Source organism: Haloarcula argentinensis DSM 12282, assembly GCA_000336895.1.
Lineage (GTDB): Archaea > Halobacteriota > Halobacteria > Halobacteriales > Haloarculaceae > Haloarcula > Haloarcula argentinensis.
The window spans coordinates 1-16,770 of the sequence record AOLX01000026.1 but is presented as its reverse complement, the minus strand read 5'-3'; the positions used below and the strand labels follow the sequence as shown (position 1 = coordinate 16,770).

General features: G+C 62.1%; 19 protein-coding genes, 1 tRNA gene and 1 pseudogene. 9 read left to right on the top strand and 12 right to left on the bottom strand.

Translation table 11 applies throughout. The features are described 5' to 3' along the window. Nucleotides 1-10: 10 nt before the first annotated feature. Together C443_RS16630 and C443_RS16625 are read right to left on the bottom strand one after the other, a co-directional pair. Nucleotides 11-1,891, bottom strand: coding sequence for a PAS domain S-box protein (locus C443_RS16630; protein ID WP_005537829.1), 1,881 nt, complete (start codon nucleotides 1,889-1,891; stop codon nucleotides 11-13). Between the two features lie 197 nt (nucleotides 1,892-2,088). Then, nucleotides 2,089-2,331 (bottom strand): DUF7123 family protein, encoded by a 243-nt coding sequence (locus C443_RS16625; RefSeq protein ID WP_005537828.1) that lies wholly within the window; start codon nucleotides 2,329-2,331, stop codon nucleotides 2,089-2,091. A gap of 253 nt (nucleotides 2,332-2,584) precedes the next feature. Between C443_RS16625 and C443_RS16620 the strand changes: the two genes are divergently transcribed. Beyond that, the gene (locus tag C443_RS16620; protein ID WP_005537827.1) at nucleotides 2,585-2,983 is read left to right on the top strand and encodes a TRAM domain-containing protein; all 399 of its coding nucleotides are present in this window, start codon (nucleotides 2,585-2,587) and stop codon (nucleotides 2,981-2,983) included. 2 nt (nucleotides 2,984-2,985) lie between these two features. Here the strand turns inward: C443_RS16620 and C443_RS16615 are convergent, their stop codons facing one another. From C443_RS16615 to C443_RS16605, 3 genes are read right to left on the bottom strand one after another with little or no spacing between them, the layout of a single operon-like run. Further along, nucleotides 2,986-3,729 carry a YkgJ family cysteine cluster protein gene (locus C443_RS16615; protein WP_005537826.1) on the bottom strand — a complete coding sequence of 248 codons (744 nt, stop codon included), beginning with the start codon at nucleotides 3,727-3,729 and terminating at the stop codon, nucleotides 2,986-2,988. A 33-nt stretch (nucleotides 3,730-3,762) separates the two neighbouring features. Next, on the bottom strand, nucleotides 3,763-4,548 hold the full coding sequence (locus C443_RS16610) for an MBL fold metallo-hydrolase (RefSeq protein ID WP_005537825.1): 786 nt from the start codon (nucleotides 4,546-4,548) through the stop codon (nucleotides 3,763-3,765). Between the two features lie 9 nt (nucleotides 4,549-4,557). Next, nucleotides 4,558-4,827, bottom strand: coding sequence for a MarR family transcriptional regulator (locus tag C443_RS16605; RefSeq protein WP_005537824.1), 270 nt, complete (start codon nucleotides 4,825-4,827; stop codon nucleotides 4,558-4,560). Between the two features lie 249 nt (nucleotides 4,828-5,076). Here C443_RS16605 and C443_RS16600 point away from each other — a divergent pair, with 249 nt between their 5' ends. Both C443_RS16600 and C443_RS16595 read left to right on the top strand, forming a co-directional pair. Beyond that, nucleotides 5,077-5,781, top strand: coding sequence for a class I SAM-dependent methyltransferase (locus C443_RS16600; RefSeq protein ID WP_005537823.1), 705 nt, complete (start codon nucleotides 5,077-5,079; stop codon nucleotides 5,779-5,781). A gap of 93 nt (nucleotides 5,782-5,874) precedes the next feature. Next, on the top strand, nucleotides 5,875-6,780 hold the full coding sequence (locus C443_RS16595; RefSeq protein ID WP_005537821.1) for a glycosyltransferase family 2 protein: 906 nt from the start codon (nucleotides 5,875-5,877) through the stop codon (nucleotides 6,778-6,780). Nucleotides 6,781-6,826: 46 nt separating this feature from the next. On the opposite strand, the gene C443_RS16590 is transcribed toward C443_RS16595, so the two are convergent. Further along, the gene (locus C443_RS16590; RefSeq protein ID WP_005537820.1) at nucleotides 6,827-7,636 is read right to left on the bottom strand and encodes an amidohydrolase family protein; all 810 of its coding nucleotides are present in this window, start codon (nucleotides 7,634-7,636) and stop codon (nucleotides 6,827-6,829) included. A gap of 175 nt (nucleotides 7,637-7,811) precedes the next feature. Between C443_RS16590 and thsA the strand changes: the two genes are divergently transcribed. Next, nucleotides 7,812-9,371, top strand: coding sequence for a thermosome subunit alpha (gene thsA, locus C443_RS16585; RefSeq protein WP_005537818.1), 1,560 nt, complete (start codon nucleotides 7,812-7,814; stop codon nucleotides 9,369-9,371). Between the two features lie 73 nt (nucleotides 9,372-9,444). On the opposite strand, the gene C443_RS16580 is transcribed toward thsA, so the two are convergent. Together C443_RS16580 and C443_RS21825 are read right to left on the bottom strand one after the other, a co-directional pair. Next, complete coding sequence (locus tag C443_RS16580) at nucleotides 9,445-9,876, bottom strand: DUF371 domain-containing protein (RefSeq protein WP_005537817.1); 432 nt, start codon at nucleotides 9,874-9,876, stop codon at nucleotides 9,445-9,447. A gap of 26 nt (nucleotides 9,877-9,902) precedes the next feature. Next, nucleotides 9,903-10,076: a hypothetical protein gene (locus C443_RS21825; protein ID WP_005537816.1), complete on the bottom strand. Its 174-nt coding sequence runs from the start codon at nucleotides 10,074-10,076 to the stop codon at nucleotides 9,903-9,905. A 108-nt stretch (nucleotides 10,077-10,184) separates the two neighbouring features. Here C443_RS21825 and C443_RS16575 point away from each other — a divergent pair, with 108 nt between their 5' ends. The 4 genes and pseudogenes from C443_RS16575 (at nucleotide 10,185) to C443_RS16565 (ending at nucleotide 14,011) form a co-directional block, all read left to right on the top strand. Then, nucleotides 10,185-12,029, top strand: a complete 1,845-nt coding sequence (locus C443_RS16575; RefSeq protein WP_005537814.1) for a hydrolase — start codon at nucleotides 10,185-10,187, stop codon at nucleotides 12,027-12,029. Between the two features lie 266 nt (nucleotides 12,030-12,295). Next, nucleotides 12,296-13,186: a coiled-coil protein gene (locus tag C443_RS16570; protein WP_004957913.1), complete on the top strand. Its 891-nt coding sequence runs from the start codon at nucleotides 12,296-12,298 to the stop codon at nucleotides 13,184-13,186. Between the two features lie 23 nt (nucleotides 13,187-13,209). Continuing rightward, nucleotides 13,210-13,275: pseudogene (locus C443_RS22480) on the top strand (hypothetical protein); the annotation flags it as partial. 37 nt (nucleotides 13,276-13,312) lie between these two features. Further along, nucleotides 13,313-14,011, top strand: a complete 699-nt coding sequence (locus tag C443_RS16565; protein WP_005537813.1) for a LysE family translocator — start codon at nucleotides 13,313-13,315, stop codon at nucleotides 14,009-14,011. Here C443_RS16565 and C443_RS16560 read toward each other — a convergent pair. After that, a complete protein-coding gene (locus C443_RS16560; protein ID WP_005537812.1) occupies nucleotides 14,006-14,722 on the bottom strand; it encodes an HD domain-containing protein in 717 nt (238 codons plus the stop codon). The genes C443_RS16565 and C443_RS16560 overlap by 6 nt on opposite strands. A gap of 286 nt (nucleotides 14,723-15,008) precedes the next feature. Between C443_RS16560 and C443_RS16555 the strand changes: the two genes are divergently transcribed. Then, nucleotides 15,009-15,206 carry a hypothetical protein gene (locus tag C443_RS16555; RefSeq protein ID WP_005537811.1) on the top strand — a complete coding sequence of 66 codons (198 nt, stop codon included), beginning with the start codon at nucleotides 15,009-15,011 and terminating at the stop codon, nucleotides 15,204-15,206. On the opposite strand, the gene C443_RS16550 is transcribed toward C443_RS16555, so the two are convergent. The 3 genes from C443_RS16550 to C443_RS16540 all read right to left on the bottom strand — a co-directional run. Beyond that, nucleotides 15,207-15,935 carry a GNAT family N-acetyltransferase gene (locus C443_RS16550; RefSeq protein ID WP_005537810.1) on the bottom strand — a complete coding sequence of 243 codons (729 nt, stop codon included), beginning with the start codon at nucleotides 15,933-15,935 and terminating at the stop codon, nucleotides 15,207-15,209. It lies immediately after the preceding gene. 380 nt (nucleotides 15,936-16,315) lie between these two features. Further along, a tRNA-Gln gene (locus C443_RS16545) sits at nucleotides 16,316-16,388 on the bottom strand. 59 nt (nucleotides 16,389-16,447) lie between these two features. Further along, nucleotides 16,448-16,770, bottom strand: a 323-nt coding sequence (locus tag C443_RS16540) for a metal-dependent transcriptional regulator (protein ID WP_005537809.1), incomplete at its 5' end; no start/stop codon positions are given.

Sequence of the window (16,770 nt, the reverse complement as noted above, 5' to 3'; positions counted from 1 at the left end):
CGTTTCTCGCTTACGTCTCTTTGTCGACGCCGGTTATTTCGAACCTGGCTCCGCCCGACTCGCTGTCGGTCACACTGACATCCCAGCCGTGGACGGCAGCGATATCGGCGACGATTGCGAGGCCGAAGCCGGTGCCTTCGGATGCGGTCGAATAGCCCGCTTCGAACACCGTATCTCGCTCGTCTTCGGGGATCCCCGGACCGTCATCAGCGACGTAGAAACCGCTGGCGTCATCGACGTCACCGACAGTAACCGTCACTCTGGCGTCGCTTTCGTCGGCCTCGTCGGACTGAACAGGACCACTCGACGAACCGTGTTCCACGCTTTCGCCCTGTATCTGAGAGAGTGGCGGATCTGACCCATGTGCGACGCAATTCCGGAACAGGTTCTCCAGCAGGCGTTGCAGCCGGCGAGGGTCAGCGAGCACAACACTGTCCGTATCGGCCTCCAGAGTCGCGTTCTCCGTTTCGATAGTCTCCCAGCATGCGGTCGCGGCAGTCTGGAGAGTGACCGGCTCGGTGGTCGTCGCCGCACGTCCGTCCCGTGCCAGCGTCAGGATATCGTCGATGAGTGTCTGCATCCGCTCGTGAGCGGCATCGATGCTGTCGAGGTGGTCGTTGGTCACGTCCTGCTGTGCCAGTTCTAGATGCCCCTGTGCGACTGTCAGTGGGCCCTGTAAGTCGTGGCTGACGACACTGGCGAACGAATCCAGTCGCTCGTTTTGGACACGGAGGCGGCGTTCGCGCTCCTTCTGTTCGGTGATATCCTGGATGAAGCCTCGAACTGTCCGCTTCTCCGTGCCCTCGACGCGTTTGCCGCGGGTCCGGACCCACCGGTGATTTCCTTTGGCGGTGGTGAGTCTGACCTCAAGGTCGTACTGCTCCCCGTGTTCGAGGGCCGCTTCGACGGCATCCGCAACCCTTTCTCTGTCCTCGGGATGGTAGAACGACAGCCCATCTTCAACTGTCGGATCGAAGTCGTCGCCGACCTCGTGGATGCGGCGGGTGCCTGCCGTCCAAGTCGACATCCCGCTCTCGTCGAACTCCCAAGCCCCGAGGTCGCCGAGTTCCTCCGCCTCGTCGAAGAAGTCGCGTAACTGGGCGAGGTTCTGTTCGTGTTCGATGCGCTCCGTAACGTCCTGACAGTGCGAGAAGATGGTGACAACATCGCCCGAATCGTCGGTAACGAGGCGGTTGTGCCACTCGACCACGATGCACTCGCCGTCTTTCCGGACGTTCTCGTTAATACTGTGGTAGCCGCCGCTGGCCTCACTGAGAGCGGACGTAACCGCATCGACGTCGTCGTAGCTCTCAGAACTCACGAACATCTCCCACGTTTCCCCGAGCAGTTCCGTTTCGGTGTAGCCGAATATCTCTGTGAGGGTGTCGTTGACGCGGACGATCTCGAAATCCTGGTTATATTCGACGAACCCAAGCGGCGACTGGTCGATAAACAGCGAGAGCCGGTCTTTACTCGCTTCGAGGGCGCGCTGTGACCGGTACTGTTCGACGGCGTTGATGATCCGGTTCGCGAGAAGGGCGTAGTGGCTGGTGTCGGCTGTTTTCTGTAGGTAGTCAGTGACACCTGCAGAGATAGCGTCACTGGCGACGGCTTCGCTCCCATGGCCCGTGTACAGGATAAACGGGAGATCTGGATAGTCCTCGCGGACCGATTCGAGGAAGTCGATGCCGTTCTCGCCGGGCATTTCGTAGTCGGAAACGATACAGTCGACCGACTCCCTGTCGAGCAGACGCAAGCCCTCCGATGCACTCGTCGCGGTTTCGATAGTGAAATCGACCGACTCTCGCTGAAGGAACGCCGCCGTCATCTCCGTGTACTCCCGGTCGTCGTCGACGTGAAGCACCTGAATGGCGGAACCAGCCTCGCCCATTGATGGAATCGACTATGGCCTCAATGGTTATCAATATGGACATTCACTCGCTACAATGTATTCTGTCCTATCAGGGTAACGTGGCTGGAACGAAAAGTGAGCGACAGCACCGTGATTTCTCTACGCAGGCCTACATCGCGGCCCGTTCGGGCGACAAAGTGGGAGCGCCAATGTCTCCCGGCCGAGTCGGTTCCCGTTCAGGTTTCGACCATCCAGGTCGTCGAGGAAGAGTATCCCCACTTCTCGACGGCCAGATCGTAGTCGCCATCGGCGATGGCGGTCATATTGGTTCCGACTTCCTTGGCCGAGAGATCGAGCGCGTCGCCGATAAGCCGAGATTTGAAATACGTCTGGTCGTCAGCGTTAGAGCGGAGATACTCCAGAATACGTCGCTGCTTGTCCGAAAGCGGACTGTCAGTGGTTTGTGCGGTGGCGCTCATTAGTACAGTTACTAACAGTACCGAGACACCCTTATGGGATTTGGTACAGACGGTTAACGGCTCGCAGTCTTGCGGTTTTCTCTTGCTCGAAGCGGAGATACTGCCGCGAGTTGGGCCACGGGACAGGTAGTTGGTACAAGCGGGAAACACCGTGAGTACTCGTCATCGCTCCGCAGTTGGGACAGTAACAGTCGTTCGCTCCGGCAGTTCTTTAGTAATGGCCCGTTTTGTGGCCGAACGGAGGTCTATCACATTGGAAATCTCGGATCAATTGCTGTGTCTGTTCAGTGCTGATATCCGCGACGAGGGGGACCGGTACGTCGTGGAGGTCCCACGTCGAGAAGTCGAGACGGGCGCAGTCGACTCGGACAGTACCTACCGCGTTGCGCTCATCTCCGCAGACGAGGGTATAGAGACGGACGAGGAGACGGTGTCGGACACGCCACCGGATCAGCCACAGCCACCGGTCGAACCGGGTGAGACGCGCTACGTCGAAATCGAAGACATCGGCAAGCAGGGCGACGGCATCGCCCGCGTCGAGCGCGGCTACGTCATTATCGTTCCGGGGGCCGAAATTGACGAACGAGTCAAGATCGAAGTCACCGAGGTCAAGTCGAACTTCGCGGTCGGCGAAATCATCGACGACGTGTGACGCTACTCGTAGAGACTGCCGTCGGGGCGCTTTGCCCCTTCGGAGTCGTGGACGACGACCTGTCCGGCTGACTGGTCGACCGGCCGGTAGTTGTCGCGGACGCCGATTGCTTCCGTCAGTTCCCGAACGGCTCGTTCCTTGAGCGCTGCGGCCAACTCCTCGGCGTCGGCTCTTGAGATATCCCGACCGAGTCCCTCACATTCGTGGGCCCGGACCATTCCTTCCTCGTCGACGGCTTCGCCCATCGGCTGGCTCGTCCCGCCGAGCGCGACGCTGAAGGGGTAGGTCCGGCAGATGAGCGGGCGGTCGCCATGGACCGTGCAGGCACCTGTCCCGTCGTCGTCCTCAGTGTAGAACGTACAGTCACCGCAGTCGTCAGTCTGGAGCGCCCACTCGAAGGTCTCGCCTTCGGGGCCGTCGGGGCCGTCGGCCAGTCCGTACGGCATCGGCCGGGCCACGTCGCGGAAGTCGTACTCCCCGGCCGCCTGTAGCTGCCGTATCTCGTCGGGAAACACGGTCGCCGTGTGGGGGTCGGCGTCAGTTTCGGCGGTCTCAGTCTTTCCACTGGGACCATCAGCGACGTCACTAGCCTCGTCGTCACTCTCTCCACCCTCACCACACGCCGCCTCAGCTTTGCAGCAGGCCCCACAGCGGGTGCATTCGAACCCGATTGTCTCGATAGCGTCGGCCAGTTCCGACTCGTCGAGGGCACGGGCCCGTTCGAGTTCGGTTTCCAGGGAGTCCACAGGCTTGATAGCGGGCCGATAGGCAAAAAGGCGTCAGTCCGCTGGATTCAGTGCGGCCCGCTGGCCGTCCCACGAAACAGCGCCCTCGACGGCGAGCTTTTCGAGATGGGCCAGCACTGTCCCGCGGGCCAAGTCGCGAACGCCAGTGAGGTCCTTTTCGTAGGCGGCGTCGAGGACTTCGTCGAGGGTGTCGGCTCCCTCGTCGACAGCCTGCCGAACACGTCGCTCGCGTTCCAGTCGGTGGCCGATGAGGCGCGCACAGGTCTCCCGTGGGGCCTCAATACGCGGCCCGTGGCTTGGCAACAGTGCATTGGGGTTTCTTGCGTGGAGACGACGCAGCGACGCGAGGTAGGCCCGAACGTCGCCCTCGGGTGCGCCGACGACGACGCTACCCTCGGCGACAGCGAGGTCGCCGGAGACGACGGTCCCGTCGGTTGCGAAGGCGACGTGCTCCGGCGCGTGGCCCGGCGTGTCGAGGACGGTCACCGGGCCGGCATCGGTCGGAATCGCCGTCCCGTCGCTGAACAGTTTGTCAGGGGTGACACCGGTCGCAGCCTCGAATGCGGCTGCCCGACCGCGGCGCGCCCAGACCGTCGCGTTCGTCTCCCGGGCGTAGTGTGCAACGGCACCGGCGTGGTCAGGGTGATAATGTGTGAGCGCAATGTGGGCGAGGGTACGGTCACTGAGAAGCGAATCGAGCGCATCATCCGTCGCCGCAGGGTCTACGAGAAGAGCCATCTCGTCGCCACAAACGTATGCTGCTGTGCTGCCGGTCGGTGCCCGTGTCGGGACGGACACGTCGGCCCGCTGCCAGTCCATGTCGGCAGGTCAGACCGTGAGGAAATAAACTTGTTTGCGTGCGTCGGTGAAGCTGTACCGCGAGTCTACCAGATCGGACTCCTCCAGGCGGTTCAGAGCATACCTGACAGTGCGGTCCGGAAGTAGCGAGTTCTCGGCCAAGTCGCCCTGGGACAGCGGAGCATCGTCTTCCAGCACCTTCGCGACGAGCTTCGCGCTCGGTGGGAGTTCACGCAGCGTGTCGCGGAACTCCTCGTCGGTGAATGGTGCCGGTGCAGCGTTTTCAGTTAATGCGCTCATAGTAGCTGATATTCCAGACTTACTGGTAAAACTTGGCTATATGCATGACCAAACAATACAGATTCTATGAAGTGTTTAATGTGTCCTTATACAAGGCCGCCGTCGTGTGGTCCCGGTCGCTATCCAGAAAGTACGCCCCGAAATATCAGGGTCGAGAGCGCGAGTGGGTCTAGCTTGGTTGGAAAACAGCCCAACCGATGAAAGGGGATTCCAGTATCGTTTTATCCCCCGCGGGGTGAGCAATACACCGTGAAAGGGCAGGAGTGGTATCAGGCCGACACCGTGGCCGAAGAGTACGAGGCCAAGCGGTTCTCCCGCGGCGGTCGGCTGATCGACCGACGCGAGAAGCAGGCCGTCCTCGACGCGATCGGCCCTGTGGCTGACAAGGACGTATTGGAAGTAGCTTGCGGGACCGGACGGTTCACCGTGATGCTGGCCGAGCGCGGTGCGAACATCACCGGGCTGGACATCTCAGGACCGATGCTCCAGCAGGGCCGCGAGAAAGCACAGGCGACCGGTGTCGACGACCACGTCGAATTCATGCGAGGCGACGCGGCCAGGCTGCCGTTCCCGGACGACCATTTCGACACCGTGTTTGCGATGCGCTTTTTCCATCTGGCGGATACGCCGGCGGCATTCCTCGCGGAGATGCGCCGCGTCTCGAAGGAGCAGGTCTTCTTCGATACCTTCAACCGGTTTTCGACCCGGTCGATATACAACTGGGCGCTCCCGATGGGGTCGCGGCTCTATTCGCGCTGGGAGATCGACCGGCTGCTGGACGGGGCCGGACTGGAACTGACCGAGGCGAACCACGACTGGCTGCTTCCGTACGGGTTCTACCGGAAGATCCCGAACGAACTGGCCGCCTCGTTCCGGTCGCTCGATACGGCGCTTGGCGGTACGCCACTCGGCGAAAAGCTGGCCTCGGTGTCGTACTGGAACACCCACGTGTAGCGTACCGCGGCTCGAACGACCCGTTTTTTGTATCGAGAAGTCCACGTCCGTCTCCCGCGACTTTTAAGCGCCTTCGCCATCCTACCCAGAGGTATGGATATCTCGGTAGTGGTCCCGACGCTAAACGGCCGGGAAGAGCTGGCCGGCTGTCTGGACGCACTCACCGAGCAGGTCCCGGATGCCGAAGTGATCGTCGTCAACGGCCCGTCGGCCGACGGCACGACCGGAATGATTCGCGACCGGGACGACGTGTCTATTCTCGTCGAAATCGCCGACCGCTCAGTCACGGTCGCCCGCAACGCAGGGATTGACCGTGCGACAGGGGACATTATCGCGCTCGTCCATCAGTCGCTCTCTGTCGAGTCCGGCTGGGCTGACGCCGTGAAAAGCGGGCTCTCGGGGGCAACTCAGGCCATCACCGGGCCGACACACCAGCAACTGTGGGCCGGAATGACGACCGAAACGGAGGAAACACGGACGATAGCCGGCCGTGACGTGACGTATTTCAACCCCGGCAACGTCGCGTTCGACGCGGAAGTGCTGGAAGCACTAGACGGGTTCGACGAGTATCTGAACGTCGGCAGCGCCCGGGACTTCGCACACCGGATGGCCGCCAGTGAATACGGCGTCGACTGGAGCACCCAAATGTGTGTCAGCCGCGAGTTTGAGGCTGACGGCGGCATCGCAGAGACCGACTGGAACTGGAAGTACCGTTCGCTTGCGTATCGGCTGGTGAAAAACTACAACGTCCGGCCAACCGTGGTACGGCGACTCCTCAGCCACGCGGTCGGTGACGCGAAAGATGCGCTGATCGATGTCATCCGCGGGGAGACGACGCCGTCTCAGTGGCTCGGCAACGGGCAGGACGTGTTCGGCGGCGTCGGGTCAGGAATCGTCGACGGCGTCCGGGCACGAGTGACCGACCGGACGCCCCGCCGGAATCCGAACGGTCGGTCCGCGCGTGCGGACCGCGCAGTAACTGTGTACGACTGGCGGTAGCCGATACTGGCCGCAACCGTTCGACCGGAACGAGAGTAGTCGGCAATCAGGGGGCCAGCGCTTCGATAACGCGGTTTGGATTGTTCGAAAAGACCTTGCGCATCGCGTCTTCGGGGACGTCCAGTGTCAGAATCTCCATTACGGCCACGTTCGGATGGACGCCGGGGACGCCACTCCCGAAGAGAACGCGGTCGGGGTGTTCCAGAACCGCCCGTTCCATCGGCCCCCGGTAGCGGACCGCACTGGTATCGAGATACAGATTGTCGTGGCCCTCCAGCAGGTCGATGGCGCGTTCCATCAGGTCCTTCCGGAGAGGATGCGCGCCGAAATGTGAGAGGATAACCGGGAAGTCGTAGGCTAACAGCGATTCGGCGACGGCTTCGGGTTGGAAGCCGTCGCCGCCGTGGACGATGACGGGCAGTGACACCGACTCTAGCTCTGCGAGCACGTCCTCGTCTGGCAGCCCGTCGGTCGGCGGATGGAGCTTGAAGCCGTAGAACCGGTCGTCGTAGGCGTACTGTTCGATATCCGCAGGAGAGGTGTGTTCCTCCGTGCGACTGCTCGCGAGGTTGCGAAGGGTCGATCCGGGGCCGGTCCCTGGATCCCGAGCGCCGTTGACTCTGGCGAAAGCGACCATCGGTCGCTCGACGGTCATCCGAGCGACAGCGTTGTTCGCTTTCAGATACGAGCCGTCTCGCTCGCCAGGAAAGACGACGGAGCGGACGACGCCGGCCTGGTGCATCTCCCGTTCCAGTTGCTCCGGGTCACCCATGCCGTCTTGGGGTCGGCGCTGCTCGTCGGGTTCTAGCCGTGCGTGCACGTCGACGACGCGAAAGCCGTGCTCCAACTCCAGCATCTACTATACGGTGTGTATACACCCATATTAAAAGGTGTGTAGGTCCGGCCGGGATTACAGGGACAGCACGGCGCTGTCGCCCGACGAGCGGTCTACGCCGTTAGAAAGTTTTATATAGAACCGCTTGCCTTGTCTTAAGTGAGGTTCAACACATATGTCATCTGGCCAGCGACGCATGGGCGGCCAGCCTCTTTTCATCCTTGATGAGGACGCCCAGCGCACACACGGGAAGGACGCACAGTCATCGAACATCTCCGCCGGAAAGGCCGTAAGCGAGTCCGTACGGACCACGCTCGGTCCCCGCGGCATGGACAAGATGCTCGTCTCCGACGACGGTGATGTGGTCATCACCAACGACGGGGCGACCATCCTCTCCGAGATGGACATCGAACACCCCGCAGCCCAGATGATCGTCGAAGTCGCCCAGACGCAGGAAGACGAAGTGGGCGACGGAACGACGACCGCGTCCGTGCTGGCCGGGGAACTGCTGACGAAGGGCGAAGACCTGCTTGACGACGACGTCCACCCGACAACAATCGTCGAGGGGTACTCCGCCGCGGCTGAACTCGCACAGGACGCCATCAACGAGATCGTCCTTGATGTCGACCTCGACGACGAGACGCTCGTCGAAGTCGCCGAATCCTCGATGACTGGCAAGGGAACCGGTGACGTCGAGGCCGAGAAACTCGCCGAAGTCGTCGTCGACGCCGTCCGCCACGCCAAGAGCGACAACGGCGTTCGCCGGGACAACATCGAAGTCCACACCCAGACGGGTGCGGCTTCCTCCGCGACCAAACTCGTCGAGGGCGTCATCGTCGACGAGACGGCCGTCCACGACAACATGCCGACCTCGGTCGAGGACGCGTCCATCGCGGTCATCGACACCGAGCTCGACGTCCGCGAGAGCAACATCGACGCCGAGTACAACGTCTCCAGCGTCGACCAGCTCAACGCCGCGCTCGACGCCGAAGAGGGCGAACTGCAGGGCTACGCCGAGGATGTCCTCGAAAGCGGCGCTGACGTCGCGTTCGTCACCGAGGATGTCGCCGACCGCGTCGCCTCCCAGCTCGCCAAGGAAGGCGTCTTCGTCGCCGACAGCATCAGCTCCTCGACCGCCAAGGATATCGTCGAGGCTACCGGCGCGAAGCGCGTCGGCTCCCTCGAATCCCTTGATGAGGACGCGCTCGGCCACGCCGACAGCGTCAACGTCGAGAAGCAGGGCGACGACGACGTGACATTCATTACCGGCGGCGCGACCGCCGAGTCCGTCACGGTCATCGCTCGCGGCTCCACCGAACACGTCGTCGACGAACTCGAACGCGCGCTCAACGACGCGCTCGACACCGTCATCGCCGCGCTCGACGCCGGCGGTGTGGTCCCCGGCGCAGGCGCGACCGAAATCGCCATCGCCGACCACATCCGCTCCGAAGCGGCGTCCATCGAGGGCCGCAAGCAGCTCGCCGTCGAAGCATTCGCCGACGCCGTCGACGTGCTGCCCCGCACCCTCGCGGAGAACACGGGTCTCGACGCCATCGACGCGCTCGTCGACCTCCGCGCCGAACACGAGAGCGAGGGCATCGCCGGCATCATCAGCGAAGGCCAGACCGGCGTCGTCGGTGACCCCGTCAACTACGGCATCCTCGACCCCGCCGCTGTCAAGCGCGAAGCGGTCGACTCCGCCACCGAGGCGGCGACGATGATCGTCCGTATCGACGACGTCATCTCATCGAGCTAAGCTGGTTTAGACGTCAAACCTGTTTTCTTTTGACCGCGCCAGAGAGCGGCGCGACCGCTGTAGAAACCACCGCTCAGTCGCCGCTGGGTTTGACCGACAGCGTCAGCGTCGCATCAGCCCCGTCAGCGAGCGCTTCGACGAGGTCCCGGTCCACGTCGCCGGCCGCCGCGTCGGCGTTTACCATCACAGTCCGGTCGTCGACGTAGTCACTCGTCCGCAGGACGTGGCTTCGGTCGTTCTCGTAGGACAGGTCGGGGTGGCCGGTCCCGGTCACGGTAACAGTCTGATCGCCGGCTTCGATGGTCGCCGTGATCGTCGCGTCGGCGCTCTGACAGGCTGTCACGAATTCGCTGTCGAAGTCAGCGGGGACGCGGTCGGCTTCGATAGCCAGAATACAGTCACCTGCAGGAGTCAGGAAGTCGTCGCTCGTCACTTCCAGCGTGCTCGCGTGCTCGCCGGAAACGTTCTCGTGGCCCTGTGCGTGGACCACTTCCTCAAGTGTCATACCTCCCGATCACTGCCGGGCGTACTTCAGCGGGGCGACTCCGACCTGACGACGGTAACCGTCACCGCACCGCAGGCGCACTCGTGGGCCTCGCGGCGGCCGGCCTCGGTCTCGAACACCATGGCTGGCTCGCCGAGCGGGCGCTCGCAGTGCTGGGCCTCGCAGGTCGGTGTCGCCGCCTCGTGCAGTTCGGTGAGCATATCTGGATAGTAGGTGGCTACCTATGTCAAAGCGAGCCATCCCCGGAGTGAAAGTGAAAGTGAAGGCGTGGGGCAAAGGATATGCCCTCGGGGAACGGGCCACAAGGTATGTCGCTGGAGTGGCGCGGCGCGGCGGTTGCGCCGGACGACGAGATGCCGTCCCCGGAGGTGTGGGAACCGGTATCGGTGCCCGGCCGGCCCGAACAGTTCGCCGGCGCCGAGGCCGTGGCCTACGAAACGACGTTTTCGGACCCGCGGGACGAGAGCGACGCACACGCCCTGCTCGTACTGAGTGGAACCTACGCGCACACACGCGTGTGGTGCAACGGCGATTTGCTCACCAGCCACGACGCCTACTTCGAGCCGCTCCGGGTCCGACTCCCCGAGAGCGAGGAGTACCGGATCGTCGTGGAGTGTCGCGTACCGGAGGATCGTTTCGGCGGTCTACACGCAACCGACCAGCTGCCGCCGGAACGCTGTGTTCCGGGCATCTGGTGGGACGCGTCCCTCGAAACCCGACCGGACCCGTGTGTGAGCGAACTCTCGGTCCAGACACAGCTATCGGAAGAAGACGTGACCGATGCGACGGTGGACGTGTCGGCGACCGTCCTGACCGAGGAGCCACTCGACGACCGGATTACGCTCTCGCTTCGGCCGGAGGGTGACGTTCGCGGCGGCGGGATGATGGACCGGGCCCGCGTCTCGACCGACGAAGAGACGACGGCGGTGACTTACACGATGGACGTGCGCGATCCGTCGCTGTGGTGGCCCCACGACCGCGGCGAACAGTCCCGCTACGTGCTCAGGGCAAAGCTCGGCGACGACGAACACTCGGTGACGACGGGACTGCGCACTGTTTCGTACGACGGTGGCCTGCGGGTCAACGGCGAAGATGTGCCGGTTCGCGGCGTGACGCTACTGGACCCGACCGCGGAGGACGTCAAGCGGGCCGTCGATGCCAATGCAAATCTGGTTCGGGTACGGGCGCAGGGGACGCCGCCCGAAGTGGCCCGGGCCTGTGACGACCACGGCGTCCTGCTCTGGCAGGACCTCCCACTTTCGGGCCCCGATTCGTTCGACACCGGACGGGGAACTGCCCTCGCGGCGCAGCTCGATGCGGCATACGCACAGCATCCCAGTTTCGCGGCGGTCGGCGTCCACGACGAGCCAGTGACTCCGTACGCTGACGGACTGGGCTCCGGGTTCCTCGACAGGCTTCGCTTTCGGTGGCGTGCCTGGCGGGCTAGCTACGACGACGCGGACGCCGTATCGGTGGCATCGGCCATCGACTCCGTCCCGACGTTCCCGGTCGTCGGCCCCCCCGGAATCGACCCCGACGCGGCCACGCTGTACCCGGGGTGGCGGTACGGCGACACGGCCGACCTCCCGTGGCTCTGTTCCCAGTTCGACGTTGGGGATGTCGTCGCCGGCTTCGGCGCCGGTGCGCTGGGAACGCCGGGCTCAGGCGATAGTCCTGGATTCGATAGTGCCTGCCACGACCGCCACGTCGACGGCGGAGTCGAAGCATCGCAGGCGTATCAGGCTGGTGTCGTCCGTGAGGTTGCCGAAACGCTCCGTCAACGCAACGCGCCGCTCATTGTCGTTGACAGCCTCCGAGATGTCGGTGACGCCGGCATGGGCCTGCTCGCCGAGGATGGGTCCGAGAAGGCGGCTTTTAATGATCTCGCCGACAGCTACGAGCCCACACAGGTGATGCTCTCGGATGCAGCGCCCGGTGAGCGGGATATCGTTGTCCTCCACGACCGTCCTGAAAAAGCGGACCTCACCGTGGAGTGGGACTGCAACGGGAATCGCGAACAGGCCGAGCACACTGTCGGTCCGTTTGCCCGCGTCACCGTCGACACGCTCACCCTTTCAGCCGGTGACGATGTGACGCTTGCAGCCACCGACGGCCAGACTGTCGTCAAGAACGAGTACCGTATTAGCGAGTAATATAGGTGCGTGATATACCATGGAAACTCGATGCGATAGTGGCCGTCTCACCCCTGAAATATGGCGTGTGAGACGTTGACGCGGTATTCAATGCACCGGAATGTTTAAACAATATCCACCTCTATTTGTAGACACCAGAACGCTTCCGCGTTCAGGCAGTATCGCTTTCAGCCCAACATGAGAGGGAACCCTTGTTATTGGTGTCAGCCCCTCAGTAGTGGGCCGACTGTCTGTGCTGAAGCGGTGATGGCATAGAGGATTCAACAATGGCAGACTCGATAGACGAATCAAAGAACGTTACAGTAACCGAAGAGGATCTCGAAAACAAATCGAAAGGCGAGCTCATCAAACTCGCCGGCCAGCTCCGCGACCGACGAAACGAGCTGAACCAGATGGCGTCCGAGCGGGCCTCCGCTCGTGACGACCTGAACGCGAAGACTCGCGAGAAGGTCGACGAAGCGCAGGAACACCGCGAGAAGCGCGACGAGCTCAACGAACAGGTCCAGGAGCACAAGGACCAGCGCAACGAGCTCAATGCGGAAGCAAACGAGCTGTTCGACAAGGTCGACAACCTGAAAAACGACCTCGAACTCGACGAGGGCACGTCGGTCGAACAACTCAAAGAGGAGATCGAAGATCTCGAATTCAAGCAACAGACCGAAGTGCTCTCCTCGGAAGACGAGAAAGAGCTCATCGAGAAGATCGAGACCAAGCGCGAAAAGCTCCAAGAGAAACAGGAGAAGCTCGATCAGGGCGGCGACCTCGAAGAGCTCAAAGAGGAAGCGGAAGAGGTCCGCTCGGAAGCCTCAAAGCACCACCAGAAGGTCACGGAACTGGCCGACGAGGCCCAGAAGCACCACAACGAGATGATCGAGGCCTACCGCGAGGCCGACGAGATCCGTGACGAGGCCGACGAGAAGCACGAGGAGTTCGTGGATGCTCAGGAAGCGGCCGACCAGCACCACGAGGACTTCGTCCGCGTCCAGAAGCGGCTCCGCGAGCTCGACAAGAAGGAAGAAGAGCAGGAGCGCTCCCAGCGCGAGGAGAAGCAGGAAGCCGCTCGCGAGGAAGCCGAGGAGATCTATCAGAAGTTCAAGGAAGGCGAAACCCTCGACACCGAGGACCTGATGAAGCTCCAGAAGGCCGGCAAGCTGTAAGTCTGTAGGATTTTCTCNAGAAGTTCAAGGAAGGCGAAACCCTCGACACCGAGGACCTGATGAAGCTCCAGAAGGCCGGCAAGCTGTAAGTCTGTAGGATTTTCTCTCTGTTTTCACTGATCATAGATGCATCACCCACTCGGCCTGCTCCAGCTCGGCGCGCTCTCGCTCGTCCCGACAGCCCTCGGTGGGGTCCTGTTCGGCCTCGCACTAGCTGCGCCGCCGGGCCCGATGAACGCCGTTATCGCCGAGGAGAGCGCACTGCGGGGCTGGCGGGCTGGCTTCTTTGCCGGTCTCGGCGCGATGACTGCCGACGCCTGTTTTCTCGTGCTCGCCGTGCTCGGTGCCGCCACAGTCATCACCGAGACGCCGGGCGTTCAACGCGTGATGGTCGGTGCCGGCGGGCTCTTGATGCTCTGGTTCGCGTACGGCGCAGTTCAGGAAGCCAATACAGTCGTTACTGAAGGGGACTCGTCGGTCACGGCTGGGGACAGCCGGGGCTTTCGCAAGGCACTCGTCTTGGCGCTGACAAATCCCTATCAGGTCATCTTCTGGCTCACCGTCGGCATCGGCCTCCTCGAACCCGGTGTGGTCGACGTGTCGTCGTACGTGCCTTCGATCGGAACCGACGCGCTCACCGTACAAACTGGGCACCCGGTGCTACTGGGCGGGTTTTTCGGCGGTATCGGCCTCTGGATTACGGGGTTTCCGGCGGCGATTGTCGCCGCGAGAACGCGTATCGAACGGCTCGCACCGCTGATCGCGTGGGCCAGCGCTGCCGTCCTCGCCGGGACCGGCGTCCTGTTCCTGCTGCGGGCGCTATGAGTCGCCCATCCCGGTCGCTACGTCGTCGAGGTCGTCTTCGACAGCCATGTCGGCGACTTCCATCGTTAGCCACTCCTGGAACCAGCGGGTCCGCTTGAGCCGCTGATGGACGATGGACTCGGCGGTGTCGCTCTGGACACGCTCGCGCGCGTCTTCGCCGCGCTCGATGACCCGGTCAACCATCTCAGCTGCGTCCATGTGCGTCCGGGATTCATAGCCCATACGCAGCAACATCAGGGCGGTCCCGTTCGCGCCGACCTTGTCTAGGATATCCGCTTCGATGAGACACTGCACTTCCAGGGGTAGATCGTCCAGCGGCCCCTGATACGAATGAGCATCGACGGCGGCGCAGACCTGCTCGATAAATGATTCGGGGTAGTCACCGTGTGCCCGCAGATACTCGCGTGCGATCCGCGCGCCGGCTTCCGCGTGGAGGTCCTGTTCGGCTTCCAGTTTCGCGATGTCGTGAAACAACGCTGCCACGCGAGTCACGTCCACGTTCGCCCCTTCCTTGCGGGCGATTTTTGTCGCGATGTCGACGACGTTGAGGATGTGGTTGAAGCGATACTCCGCGGAGTGCCACGGGTACCAGCGCATGCGACCGCCTTCTTCTTCGTTTTCGACGCTCGCCGCGAGGTAGTCGTGGACGAACTCCTTCATTTCCTCGAACGCGTCGGCTGAGACAGGTGACTCCCTAATCTCGACGCCCACAGCACCACCTCCGGAGACGGATTTCGATATTCATCTTACACATATAGACGTACGTTCGACTCTTTAGCGTTACGACAGGGAGAACGGCTGCCACACCCGGCGTTTCTGGATACAAACAGCGTCGCAAAACCGGTCTTCGGAACAGGTGTCCGAGCGGCGGACAGCCGCCATCACTGTCCCCGATTCCGTGTCAGGCGAGATCTCTGTCGGGCGACAGCCGCAGCTGGTTCTCAGCGGCTGGGAACGTTAGTCCGGCTTTTTACAGCTAATAGATAAATCGGTACATATGCCTCTCCAGCCACTCCACACGCCCGTCGGCGATGTGTCGATCGTGACCCACGCGGCGAACGAACATGCGATGACTGACGTCCTCGTTGGCGTCGGTATTGCCCTGTGTCTGTTCGGACTGTACTACAAGCTGATACTACTCCCGGCGAACAGGCAGGAATCGTCACAGCGCAGAGGAGGGCAGTCGCCGCCGTAATTATAGGTAGGCAGCGTCCCAGCGCATCGGCTTGCGAACGTTCCCGCAGTTGTCACATTCGATGCGACCCATCGAGTCCATCGCGTTCGCCAGTGTCTCACAGTTACTGCAGAAGTACCCGTAGCGGTCGCTGCCCTCTTCTGTGACGTGGACCACGTGGAACGGCGCCATCGACCCGGACTCGTGGTTGTTGTGATCGACGTAGACTGTCCGGCCGTCGTCGGTTATCCGTTCGCGGCCAAGTTCGTCGGCGTCGGTGTAGAGGTTCTCGACGTAGGTCCGTCCGGCGATGTCGACTTCACCCGTGCCGGCGCGCTCGAAGCCGCGGTCCTCGTAGAAGCTGTTACCCTCGACGTTGTCGGCCAGCACGCGTCCCTGGAGTGTCTCGGCACCGCGGTCATGGAGTTCCCCGTGGGTCTCGTCGAACAATGCTGACCCGATACCCTCGCCACGGTACGCCGGGTCGACGTGCAGCCAGAGAATCGTCCCGATACTGTCGCCCGACAGGACATTCTCTGAGAGACCGACCACCTGCCCATCCTGCTCGCCGACGAGAATCAACCGATTACTCTCATCGTCGAGCACTTCCTCGATGCGCTCTTCGTCGTACCACTCCTCGATCGCGCTCGTAATCGCCTTCGGCCCCAGCGAATACGACGCCTCCAACGAGCGACGCGCCACGTCACGGATAGCTGGCCGGTCCGACAGCACTGCCTCCCTGATTTTCATATGCCACTAGTTGGCACGGAACATCATAAATCTACAGTTCGGTGTCAGAATTTGGGACACTCGTTAGGCTATTCATACAGGGACACTGCGAATTGTGGCCTCAGCCGGCTTGTGACTGACTCCTGTCCACTCGCTGTCGCGTCGTACCGGAATGCGGGCGCTGTTCGACTTCAGGTCGTGTACAGTCTGTGCGGAGCCGAACCGCCGTCACTTCGCTCCACTCGTGACGTGCTTCGAATCAGCTGCACATTTGTCGCTCTCGCAGTTATTCGCGACAAAATAGTCCCGGGCGGATTCGAACTGTGAGGACTCGAATCCTCTCGTCCTCTAGCTCGAACCGCCGAGGATATCTACTGCTCACGAGTTTGTTCGCAGCAAGATAGTCCCGGGCGGATTCGAACCGCCGTCAAGGGCTCCAAAGGCCCTTATGATTGGCCACTACACCACGGGACTGCACTTGCTGTATTCGGAATAATCGACGGAACGCACTTGAACGCTTCGAGAGCGGGCGGTCAGTCGCTGGTGACTTCGGCCTCGACTTCGAGCAGGCCACAGACATCGCCCTCGGGGTCGAAACAGTCCGGACACTGCGGTTCGCGGTCGATGATCGTATCGAGGCGATCAGCGACCGTTTCATCGATGACACCCTCCAGTTGTTTTGCCTCGGCCCGGAACTCCTCGACTTCGAGCACTTCGATGAGGAACCGCTCGATAATGCAGTAGTTCTGGAGCGCCTCGCGAGCCTGTGCGATCCCGTCGTCGGTGAGGTCGACGCCCTTGTACTTCTCGTGGTTCAGCAGCCCTCGGTTTTCGAGCTGTCTCTTATACACATCTC